This window comes from Erwinia sp. B116 (assembly GCF_002865965.1).
Taxonomy (GTDB): domain Bacteria; phylum Pseudomonadota; class Gammaproteobacteria; order Enterobacterales; family Enterobacteriaceae; genus Erwinia.
Map to the genome: position 1 here is coordinate 82,809 of NZ_JRZZ01000013.1, position 11,377 is coordinate 94,185.

Consider the following 11,377-nt stretch of genomic DNA (forward strand, 5'->3'; position numbering starts at 1 on the left):
TTCCGCACAGGATCATCAACCCCAGAATAATTTCGAACAAGTAGCGTCGGCCCATCATTCGAAACTCCTTAAAAAAACACCCGGAAAATCCGGGTGTTTGAGTGAGACATTCAGCCGGGGTGAGCGATTCACCCCTCAGTCAGACTTACGCTTTTGGAGCAGATTTTTTCGCTTTGTGGTGTTTTTTAGCAGCCTGGGCTTTCTGAGCAGGTTTTACCGCTTTGTGATGCTTTTTAGCAGCCTGAGCTTTCTGTGCTGGCTTAGCAGCGGCTTTGTGATGCTTTTTAGCAGCCTGAGCTTTCTGCGCTGGCTTAGCAGCGGCTTTGTGGTGCTTTTTAGCCGCCTGCGCTTTCTGCGCTGGTTTAGCAGCGGCTTTGTGGTGCTTCTTAGCAGCCTGCGCTTTCTGTGCGGCGACTTTCTTGGCTTTGTGATGCTTTTTAGCGGCCTGGGCTTTCTGTACCGCGGTTTTCTTGTGGGCTTTATGGTGCTTAACGGCTGCTTTCGCTGGAGCAGCGGCCGGAGCAGCGGTAGTGGCAGCAGCCGGAGTGGTGGTGGCCGGCGCGGCGGTGGTTTCAGCAGCGAAAGCAACTGAAGAGATACCCATTGCAGCGGCTACAACCAGAGCAAATAATTTTTTCATCGCAAAACCCTCAAGTGTTTAGTTCATATGTCAGCCCACTGCGGGGCCGGTGAGAAGACTATAAGGGATGGCGTGTTGGCTTTCCGTGAGTGATTGGTATCGGCGTGTAACCTAATGTACAACGTGGCCAAAGGGCGTTAAGAGAATGTCAGGACAGTGAAAAATTGAGCGGGGCTGGTGGCCTGAACGGATGCACTCAGCACGATGCGGCAGGCAGAAAACAGCAACCGGTAAGTCGGGTCAGGAGAGCGGAGAGGAGCCCGGAGGCGCAGCAGCCGGTGAAGGGTAAGGAGGCAGACAGCACAGGCTGCCTGCCCGCAGCTCAGTTACAGATAACGCTGCTCAAGGTGCTTACGGAAGTGCGCCGGGTTAAGGTCTTCGCCGGTGGCGTTCTCGATCAGCTGACGGGTGCTGAAGCGGCTGCCGTGCTGCCAGATATTCTGCTGCAGCCAGTCAAATACCGGCTGCAGTTCGCCCTGGCGGATCATCTCATTGACCTGCGGCAGCGCACGCTGCAGCGCCTGGAACAGCTGCGCGGCGTACATCGCCCCCAGCGTATAGGTCGGGAAGTAACCAAAGGCACCGTCGGTCCAGTGAATATCCTGCATACAGCCGTTGCGGAAGTCGCCGCGGGTGTCCAGCCCCAGCAGCGCCTGCATTTTCTCCTGCCACAGCGCCGGAATATCCTCCACCTCGATCTCACCGGCTACCAGCGCACGTTCGATCTCATAGCGCAGGATCACATGGGCCGGGTAGCTCACCTCATCGGCATCCACGCGGATCAGCCCCGGTTTCACCCGCTGGTTCAGCGCAATAAAGTTGTCTGCCGCCAGCGCCGGCTGGTCGCCCAGCAGCTCTACCGCCAGCGGCTGCACCAGGCTCAGGAACGCCGGGCTGCGCCCCAGCTGTTTCTCAAAGAACAGGCTCTGCGATTCGTGGATGGCGGTGGAGCGCGCCAGCGCCACCGGACGCCCGGCCCACTGTTTTGGCAGGTTCTGTTCGTAGCGGGCGTGGCCGGTTTCATGGATCACCCCCATCATCGCGCTGATAAACTCCGCCTCGTTATAACGGGTGGTGATGCGCACATCTTCCGGCACGCCGCCGCAGAACGGGTGGGCGCTGATATCCAGCCGCCCGGCGTTAAAATCAAAGCCCAGCAGCTTCATCACCGCCAGCCCCAGCTGCTGCTGGGCGGCCTGCGGGAAGGGGCCATCCGGGCGCTGCACCTGCTCAGTAGCCTGTTTATCCACCACCCGTTGCAGCAGGTCCGGCAGCCACTGTTTCAGGTCGCCGAAGGTGCGGTCCAGCATGGCGCTGGTCATGCCCGGCTCATACAGGTCGAGCAGCGCATCGTAGCGCGAGCAGCCGTTGGCCTGGGCGCGGATCTCCGCTTCTTCGCGGCTGAGCTTAACCACCTCCTGCAGGTTGGCGGCAAAGCCCTGCCAGTCGTTGGCCGGGCGCTGCTGCCGCCAGGCGTGTTCACAGCGGGAACCGGCCAGCGCTTTGGCCTCCACCAGGCTGGCGGGCAGCAGCGAGGCCTGCTGCCAGTTGCGCTGCATCTCGTGCAGGTCGGCGCGCTCCACGTCGTCCAGCTCTTCCTGCTGCGCCTGCTGCAGCCACTCGCCCACCTGCGGCGCGGTGAGGATCTCATGGCGCAGCACGCTCAGTTCGGCCAGCGCTTCACCGCGCGCGCGGCTGCCGCCGGCGGGCATCATGGTTTGCATATCCCAGCCGGCGATGGCGGAAAGATGGCCAAAGCGCGACAGGCGCAGGAAGGTATGGGTTAAACGGGCATAAGCTGAAGACATAATTATCCTTATTAATGAACAGGTTCAGACATTGCGTAAGGGTAGATCAACCGGCCAGCAAAAGCGAACGCTGGCACCGCCCAGCGGGCTGCTGTCGATGGTGACGGTGCCGCCGAAGGCCTGCGCCACCGAGTGGACGATCGCCAGGCCCAGCCCGCAGCCGCCGGTGGCGCGGTCGCGGCTCGGGTCGAGGCGCACAAAGGGTTCAAATACCCGCTCGCGTTCTTCGGCAGGGATGCCGGGGCCGTCATCTTCCACCTGCAGGCAGGCGAGGTGGCCGTCAAACCACAGGCCCACCCGCAGGCGCCCCTCTGCATAGCGCAGCGCGTTGTTGACCAGGTTATCCAGCACCCGCTCCATCAGCCTCGCGTCGGCCACGCCGGGATTCTCGCGCTGCGGCGTGTCGAGTTCGATGGTGAACTCCGGGTGCACCAGGCGGAAGTCCAGCAGCCGCTCCTCCAGCCAGTCGGCCAGATCGAAGGCCTGCAGATTCAGCTCCACCCGCGGGCGGTCGAGGCGTGCGTAGGTCAGCAGCTCTTCGATCAGCGCCTCCAGCTGGCCGATATCACGATTCAGCGCGGCGGACTCTGCGGCGCTCAGATTGTCGCTCATCTCCAGCCGGTAGCGCAGCCGCACCAGCGGGGTGCGCAGCTCGTGGGCGATGCCGTCGATTAGCTGTTTCTTGCTGGCGACCAGCGCGTTGATATTGTCCGCCATCTGGTTAAAGGCCACGCCAACCCGCAGCAGGCTCGACGCGCTGTCAAAATGAATGCGCTCGTCAAGGTGCCCCTGGCCGAAGCGCTGTGCGGCGTTTTCCAGCCTGAGCATCTCCTTCCAGTGCGGGCGCATCCAGATAAACACCGGGAAGGCCAGCGAAATGCCGATCAGCGCCAGCAGGGCGATATCGAACATCCGCATCTCGTGCAGGTAGAACAGATAGGGGATTGGCCCGACCGCCAGCACGTAGTGGCTGCGCGGAATGTGCTGCAGGAAGGTGTACTCATCGTCCAGCGCGACGATCTCCCCGGCGCGCAGCCGCTTCAGGGTGGTCGGGTCAAGCTGATACTTGTTCATCGGCTCGATATGCAGCTTAAACGACAGGTTAAGATCGAGATTCTCGATGGTTTTGTTCCAGTCGCGCGGCGGGATCTCGCGCAGCTCGCTGCGCATCAGGTACAGCGAGCTTTTCATCAGGTCATCCATCGACTGGCGGCCGGCGCGCTCGGCGGTGAACTTGTATACCAGCCCGACCAGCATTGCCATCACCAGAAAGCAGACGAACAGCAGCAGATAAAACTGTATAAACAGCTTTCTCATGGCTGCGCGTCCCAGGCATGCGGCGCAAACAGATAGCCGCGGTTGCGGATGGTTTTGATGCGGTAAGGTTCGGTGGCGCTGTCGAGCAGCTTTTTGCGCAGGCGCGATATCGCCACGTCAATGCTGCGATCCATACCGTCGTAGCTGACACCGCGCAGGGTTTTGAGCAACGCGTCGCGGTTAAGCGTGCTGCCGGCGTGGGTCGCAAGCTCCCACAGCAGGTCAAAATCGGCGGTGGAGAGCGCAATCACCTCGCCGGAGAGGATTACCTGGCGGTTGACTGGATCAATGCTCAGGGTGCCGAAGCGCAGCATCTTCTGCGCGGAAACCGTGGGCGCGATATCGTCGCTCTGGGTGCTGTTGCCGGCCTGGCGCAGGTGCAGGCGCAGGCGTGCCAGCAGCACGGCGGGCGGGGTGGTTTTCAGGATATAGTCGTTAGCGCCCATCTCCAGCGACAGAATATGGTTCATATCGCTGTCCAGCGAGGTCAGCAGTACGATCGGCCCGCGCCAGCCGCTGCCGTTGCGCAGGTCGCGGCACAGGGTCATACCGTCTTTGCCCGGCAGCATAATATCCAGCATCACCAGGTCCGGCTCGTGGGCGGCAATGGTGGCCTCGGCCTGGTCGCCGCGCGGCTCGACGATCACCTCGATGTCGTGGCGGCCGAGATAGGCGGCAATCAGTTCACCGACGTCTTTGTCATCTTCTACAAATACAATTTTGTTCATAACGCCTTCATGCCTGCGCGGAGGGCCGCGGCCGTTTCGTCAGGAGTTTGACGAGGGTCAGGATTGTCACTCTGCTGGCTAGTGTATAATGGCTGTGGAATATGTCATTATATTCGTCAGTGCTGGCGTAATATCAACCAATTAAGGAGAGCAGGGTGGCGGAAAAGAAGCTGGCGGGCGCTGACTACGGTGACCGTATCTGTCTTAACTACATTGATTTTCTCTCCGCCTCCTGTCGTAAGCGCTGGAGTTTTGTCGACGCCATCTACGGCGTGATGCCGATTTTCGGCATGGTCACCAAAAAGCCAGCCGCCGTCGCGCCGGCCGGCCCGGAAGAGATTAAAGAGCTGGCGCTGCAGATCCTCTCCACCCAGGTCAGCGATGAGATCAATATTGCCCGGCTGATTGCCCTCGCCGAACAGCAGCAGCTGTCCCGCTTCGATATCCTGTTACCTTACCCGCTCTCCGCTTCACAGCTGGACACCGTCCGCCAGGAGTATGCGCGGCCGCTGGAGTTACAGCAGCTGGACGATCGGCTGCAGGTGACGCTGGCCTCACAGACGCACTGAAGGGGCGGGTTTACGCCCCACGGGTTGGCCTCCCCGGGCGTCCGGCAGGTCAATCCCGTGGCTCCGCACTGGATGGCTAGCCGCTTCGCACCGGCTTAAATGTATCACTGGCGGTGCGTTTTTTAGGGGATGAGGGCCAGCGAGTTGCGCGTGCTAAACCTCAGTGCATCAGCTGCCACAGTGCCGGAACCGCTGCCACCCCAATCAGCACCATCAGCCCTTTTTCCCAGATCCTCAGCGGCTTTACCCCGGCGTTACGGTGGCGCGCATACAGAAACAGCAGCAGCCCCGGTGCATACAGCACCACCGACAGCAGCAGATGCATCACACCAGACGCGTACAGCAGCCACAGCCCGTAGGCGCAGGCCCCGGCGGCCACCAGCGTTATCGCCGGCTTATGCTCCACCCGCGCCAGCCGCAGCAGGTAGGCACCGACCAGCAGATAGGGCAGCAGGATCATCTCCGAGGCGATGGTCAGCAGGGTATTGTAGTCGGCCCCGGTGACGCCGATCAGGATCAGGCACAGCTGTACGCTGCCGTTGGTCAGCCACAGCGAGGCGGCGGGCGCGCCGCGGGCGTTCTGCCGGCTGAGAATGCGCGGGAAGGCCCCGTGTTTCGCGGCAATCATCGGCACTTCGGCGGCCATAATCGTCCAGCTCAGATAGGCCCCGCACACCGAAACAATCAGCCCGGCGACGATAATCAGATTGCCCCACGGCCCGACCAGCGCGGTCATCAGCCCGGCCATCGACGGGTTACGCAGCTGAGCCAGTTCGGCGCGTGGCACCACGCCGAGCGCCAGCAGCGTCACCAGCAGATAGACCACCAGCGCCGCCATTACCGCCAGCAGCGTGGCGCGGCCGACGTCGCGCTTGTGGCGGGCGCGGGCGGAGACCACCACCGCCCCCTCCACGCCGATAAACACCCACAGGGTGATCAGCATGGTGTCTTTCACCTGCTGCCACACCGGCTTACCGAGCGTTATTCCGCTGAAATCCAGCGTAAAGCGGTCGAGGTTAAACGCGACCAGCGCCAGCAGGACAAACAGCCCCAGCGGCAGCAGCTTGCCCAGCGTCGCCAGCAGATTAATGCCCGCCGCCGTCTGCACCCCGCGCAGCACCAGCCCGTGTACCGCCCACAGCAGCAGCGAGGCCGCCAGCATTGCCTGCCAGGTGTTGCCGTCGCCAAATACCACCCGCTGCGGCGTGTCGGTAAAGAAGCTCATCGCCGAGAAGACGATTACCAGATAGGAGACGTTAGCGATCACCGCACACAGCCAGTAACCCCAGGCCGAACAGAAGCCGATCAGGTCGCCAAAGCCCGCCTGCGCGTAGGTAAAGATGCCGCCATCCAGTTCCGGCTTAAGCCGGGTCAGCAGCAGCATCGCCGTTGCCAGCAGCAGAATGCCGAAGCCGGTGATCGCCCAGCCGATCAGCAGCGCCGCCGGGCCGGCCACCGCCGCCATATTTTGCGGCAGGCTGAACACCCCGGCACCGAGCATCGAGCTGAGTACCAGCGCCGTTAACGCCGTGAGCCCTAATTTTTTGTCCAATAAAAACTCCAGTAACAGAATATAAAACCAGATTACGACGCCATGGTGGCGTTCTGTTCAGGCCCAGGCGCGTTAAGGTGAACGAAACCGCTGTGAAGGGCGGCGATTTTACGGAGGGACGGGGCGGGATGCAATGACTTGCTATGCAGTTTCTGAACGAAACTATGCAAAAAAAAGGGCAGCACGCGGCTGCCCCTGGCGATCCCCCGGGTCAGGGGAAGCGCGATTACTTAAACAGGTCGGCGCTGATGGTCAGGTTGCCGCCGCTCTGATTCGACCACTCACGGGTGACGTGATAGTACTTGGCGCCTTTGGCAATGGCGCGTTTACCCACTTCTTCCGAGATTTCGGTCGGGGTGCTGAAGTGGCCGGTAAAGGTGATGCTGTCGTACGGCTGCATCTGCGCCGCGGTAATGGCGTTCACTTCCTGCACGCTCTTGCCGTTCGGCAGGGTCACGGTATAACGCTGACCGCTGGAGCTCTGGGTTTCGTAGAAACGGCCAACCTTGTTGCTTGGGGTTTCCGACGAGGCCACGCCCGGGATCTCAACCTTTTTCGCTGCTTCGCCGCCGGCGGCCAGCGCCGCTTTACCGGCTTCTGAATCGGCAGGGATCAGGTTAGGCGACTGCACCTTACGCTGTGGAGCATCGGCCTTGTAGATATAGGCGTTAACGATCTGGTTGCCACCGCTGTTGATGTCAACCTGGCGCACGATAAAGAATGACGCGGCACCCTTATCTTTCGCGGCGCGGGTGATGGCATCGTTGACGTCCGGCTGGCTGCGGAAGAAACCGCTGGCGGAGACGGTATCAAACGGCTCCAGCTTGAAGGCTTCCGCTTTGGTCAGTTCACGCACGCCGTTGATCACGCGGTCTTTGTTTTTTACCGCTTCCGGTGCGTCTGCACGGTAGAGGTCCGCCGTCACGGTCCAGTTGCCGCCGTTGCCGTTCAGATCGTTGATGCCCTGAATGTAATAGGAGGCCGCACCCAGTGCGTCAGCACGGCGCGAAACGGCACTGCTGGCCTCATTGATCGCGTTAAAACGTCCGTTGATCGTGATGCGATCGAACGGCTTCAGCGCGGCGGCCTTTTCCGGCGTCAGTTCCTGCGCCGCGTGCGCGGAGAGTGCGGTCATTGACAGCAGGGCTGATGCCAGAATGGTGTTCTTAAGCTTCATAAAATAATCCTTCGCCTTACGCAAAAAATGAGTTCAAAAACGTGCGGACTCTTGATGTGTAACAGATTAGTTGTCGAATATTACATGTAATCATCTGCGCTGTCTCAGCCATTTTATGGGGTTTTATCGGTCAGGCTATTCTGGATTTCAGAATAACGGCGAAAGCTGGCTGAATCGTGTCATATTACGGCTCGCTACCACTTATTCCGATAATAGTAACCACCGGACTCGTTAATGCATTGTTAATCAATGTTTTTTTGAGCGTCACGCAGCCAGATGTTAAAAAAAATCGCAGCAGAAAATCGCTGAAAATATGCGATATTCAGGTCTGATATAGGGTGTTGATGGCGGAAGCCTGAATTTTTATAGTTAATGTGGCCATAAGGCCGCCGTTGGCTGGATCGGAAGGCATATTTTCAGTAGGTTATTAAGACTTTGCTACAAAAAATGCTGCGGTATTTTTCACCGCAGCCAGAAGAACAACCCGTCTTACTCTCTGAAGAAAGGGAAGAAAATGCTTATTGGTATCACCAAAGAGCGGTTATCCGACGAAGCCCGCGTGGCCGCCACGCCGAAAACGGTTGAGCAGCTGCGCTTGCTGGGTTTTAGCGTGGCCGTTGAACGCGATGCCGGGAAACTGGCCAGTTTTGAAGACGCTGCCTTTGTGGCGGCCGGTGCGTCGATCGTCGACAGCGCTGCCGTCTGGCAGTCAGATATTGTGCTGAAGGTCAATGCGCCAACGGATGAAGAGATTGCCCTCAGCCGCGCAGGCTCGACGCTGGTCAGTTTTATCTGGCCGGCGCAGAACCCGGAACTGCTGGAAAAACTGGCGGCGCGCAGGGTCACCGTGATGTCGATGGATGCGGTGCCGCGCATCTCCCGCGCCCAGTCGCTGGACGCCCTCAGCTCAATGGCCAACATCGCCGGCTACCGCGCGATTATTGAGGCCGCTCACGAGTTCGGCCGTTTCTTTACCGGGCAGATCACCGCCGCCGGTAAAGTGCCGCCGGCCAAAGTGATGATCATCGGTGCCGGTGTTGCCGGCCTGGCCGCCATCGGTGCCGGCCGCAGCCTCGGCGCTATCGTGCGTGCCTTCGACACCCGCCCTGAAGTGAAGGAGCAGGTGCAGAGTATGGGCGCCGAGTTCCTTGAACTCGACTTCGAAGAGGAAGCAGGCAGCGGCGACGGCTACGCCAAAGTGATGTCAGAGGCCTTTATTAAGGCTGAAATGGCGCTGTTTGCCGCCCAGGCGGCGGAAGTGGACATTATCGTGACCACGGCGCTGATCCCGGGCAAACCGGCACCCAAGCTGCTGACCGCTGAGACGGTGGCGCTGATGAAGCCGGGCAGCGTGATCGTCGATATGGCCGCGCAGAACGGTGGCAACTGTGAGCTGACCGTACCGGGCAAGATCCACCTGACCGAAAACGGCGTGAAGGTGATTGGTTACACCGATCTGCCCAGCCGCCTGCCGGGCCAGTCTTCGCAGCTGTACGGCACCAACCTGGTGAACCTGCTTAAGCTGCTGTGCAAAGAGAAGAACGGTGAAATCACCATCGATTTCGACGACGTGGTGGTGCGCACCGTGACCGTGGTGCGTGACGGCGAAATTACCTGGCCGGCACCGCCGATTCAGGTTTCAGCGGCACCGAAGGCGCAGGCCGCGGCACCGCTTGTCAAACCGGAAGCTAAACCCGCCTCGCCGCTGCGCAAGTACGCGCTGCTGGCGCTGGTGGTGGTGCTGTTTGGCTGGCTGGCCAGCGTGGCACCGGCCGAGTTTCTGTCGCACTTTACCGTATTCGCGCTCTCCTGCGTGGTCGGCTATTACGTGGTGTGGAACGTCAGCCATGCGCTGCATACGCCGCTGATGTCGGTGACCAACGCCATTTCCGGCATTATCGTCGTTGGCGCGGTGTTGCAGATTGGGCATGGTGGCTGGGTCAGCGTGCTGTCGTTTGTGGCGGTGCTGATTGCCAGCATCAATATCTTTGGTGGCTTTACCGTCACCCAGCGCATGCTGAAAATGTTCCGTAAAAACTAAGGGGTAGTCCATGTCTGGCGGATTAGTGACTGCAGCGTATATCGTTGCTGCGATCCTGTTTATTTGCAGCCTTGCCGGGCTGTCTAAACATGAAACCTCGAAGCAGGGGAATATTTTTGGCATCAGCGGGATGGCGCTGGCGTTGCTGGTGACCATTTTCGGCCCGGAGACCGGCAACGTAGCCTGGATCCTGCTGGCGATGGTGATCGGCGGCGGCATCGGCGTGCGCATGGCGAATAAGGTGGAGATGACCGGTATGCCGGAGCTGGTGGCGATGCTGCACAGCTTTGTCGGCCTGGCGGCGGTGCTGGTGGGCTTTAACAGCTATCTTGACCATGGTCCGGGGCTGGAGCCGGTGATGGAGAATATCCATCTGACCGAGGTGTTTATCGGCATCTTTATCGGTGCGGTAACCTTTAGCGGTTCCATCGTTGCCTGGGGCAAGCTGAACGGCAAGTTTTCGTCGCGCCCGCTGGCGTTACCGCACCGTCATAAGCTGAATCTGCTGGCGCTGGTGGTGTCTGCCGTGCTGCTGATTATCTTTGTGCGTACCGACAGCGTGGGTCTGCAGAGTTTTGCGCTGCTGGTGATGACGCTGATTGCGCTGGCGTTTGGCTGGCATCTGGTGGCGTCGATCGGCGGTGCCGATATGCCGGTGGTGGTGTCGATGCTGAACTCTTACTCCGGCTGGGCGGCGGCGGCGGCGGGCTTTATGCTGAGCAACGATCTGCTGATCGTGACCGGTGCGCTGGTGGGTTCCAGCGGGGCGATCCTCTCTTACATTATGTGTAAGGCGATGAACCGTTCGTTTATCAGCGTGATTGCCGGCGGGTTTGGTACCGACAGCAGTTCTGTCGGTGAAGAAACCGAGATGGGTGAGTACCGCGAGATCGACGCGGCGGGCACCGCCGAGCTGTTGAAGAGTTCAACGTCGGTGATTATTACCCCGGGTTACGGGATGGCGGTGGCGCAGGCGCAGTATCCGGTGGCGGATATTACGGCGAAGCTGCGCGAGCGCGGGATCAGGGTCCGTTTTGGTATTCATCCGGTGGCCGGGCGTTTGCCGGGGCATATGAACGTGCTGCTGGCGGAGGCGAAGGTGCCGTATGACGTGGTGCTGGAGATGGATGAGATTAACGATGATTTCGCAGAGACGGATACCGTGTTGGTGATTGGTGCCAATGATACGGTGAATCCGGCGGCGCAGGAGGATCCACGGAGTCCGATTGCCGGGATGCCGGTGCTGGAGGTGTGGAAGGCGCAGAACGTGGTGGTGTTTAAGCGTTCGATGAATACCGGGTATGCCGGGGTGCAGAATCCGCTGTTCTTTAAGGAGAATACGCAGATGTTGTTTGGCGATGCTAAGGCGACGGTGGATGCGATTCTGAAGGCGCTGTGATTTTTCTCGCGATCTGATACGAGGCCCCCTTAGGGGGCCTTTTTTTTGCCTGCAGGGCTGAAGGGCTGAAGGGCTGAAGGGCTGAGGGGCTGAAGGGCTGAAGGGCTCGTTGTCTGGTGGATCGAGATACGCCGGGCCTGTCAGCG

At 60.1% G+C, this 11,377-nt stretch carries 9 protein-coding genes; 3 read left to right on the forward strand and 6 right to left on the reverse strand.

Features of this window, described 5'->3' with window-relative positions:
• Nucleotides 1-145: 145 nt before the first annotated feature.
• The 4 genes from asr to rstA all read right to left on the reverse strand — a co-directional run bounded on the left by asr (nt 146) and on the right by rstA (nt 4,493).
• Nucleotides 146-640, reverse strand: a complete 495-nt coding sequence (gene asr, locus NV64_RS11555) for an acid resistance repetitive basic protein Asr (RefSeq protein WP_101505966.1) — start codon at nt 638-640, stop codon at nt 146-148.
• Nucleotides 641-966: 326 nt separating this feature from the next.
• Nucleotides 967-2,448, reverse strand: a complete 1,482-nt coding sequence (locus NV64_RS11560; protein ID WP_101505967.1) for a carboxypeptidase M32 — start codon at nt 2,446-2,448, stop codon at nt 967-969.
• A 24-nt stretch (nt 2,449-2,472) separates the two neighbouring features.
• Nucleotides 2,473-3,765: a two-component system sensor histidine kinase RstB gene (rstB, locus tag NV64_RS11565; protein WP_101505968.1), complete on the reverse strand. Its 1,293-nt coding sequence runs from the start codon at nt 3,763-3,765 to the stop codon at nt 2,473-2,475.
• On the reverse strand, nt 3,762-4,493 hold the full coding sequence (gene rstA / locus NV64_RS11570) for a two-component system response regulator RstA (protein WP_056238159.1): 732 nt from the start codon (nt 4,491-4,493) through the stop codon (nt 3,762-3,764). Before rstA ends, rstB begins: the two co-directional genes overlap by 4 nt.
• A gap of 155 nt (nt 4,494-4,648) precedes the next feature.
• Between rstA and NV64_RS11575 the strand changes: the two genes are divergently transcribed.
• Complete coding sequence (locus tag NV64_RS11575; protein WP_056238156.1) at nt 4,649-5,062, forward strand: hypothetical protein; 414 nt, start codon at nt 4,649-4,651, stop codon at nt 5,060-5,062.
• A 160-nt stretch (nt 5,063-5,222) separates the two neighbouring features.
• Here the strand turns inward: NV64_RS11575 and NV64_RS11580 are convergent, their stop codons facing one another.
• Together NV64_RS11580 and ydgH are read right to left on the reverse strand one after the other, a co-directional pair.
• On the reverse strand, nt 5,223-6,614 hold the full coding sequence (locus NV64_RS11580) for an amino acid permease (protein ID WP_101505969.1): 1,392 nt from the start codon (nt 6,612-6,614) through the stop codon (nt 5,223-5,225).
• A 226-nt stretch (nt 6,615-6,840) separates the two neighbouring features.
• Nucleotides 6,841-7,791 carry a DUF1471 family protein YdgH gene (ydgH, locus tag NV64_RS11585; protein ID WP_101505970.1) on the reverse strand — a complete coding sequence of 317 codons (951 nt, stop codon included), beginning with the start codon at nt 7,789-7,791 and terminating at the stop codon, nt 6,841-6,843.
• A gap of 514 nt (nt 7,792-8,305) precedes the next feature.
• Between ydgH and pntA the strand changes: the two genes are divergently transcribed.
• Nucleotides 8,306-9,832, forward strand: a complete 1,527-nt coding sequence (gene pntA / locus NV64_RS11590; RefSeq protein WP_101505971.1) for a Re/Si-specific NAD(P)(+) transhydrogenase subunit alpha — start codon at nt 8,306-8,308, stop codon at nt 9,830-9,832.
• 10 nt (nt 9,833-9,842) lie between these two features.
• Complete coding sequence (gene pntB / locus NV64_RS11595) at nt 9,843-11,231, forward strand: Re/Si-specific NAD(P)(+) transhydrogenase subunit beta (protein WP_056238144.1); 1,389 nt, start codon at nt 9,843-9,845, stop codon at nt 11,229-11,231.
• The last annotated feature ends 146 nt before the right edge of the window (nt 11,232-11,377 follow it).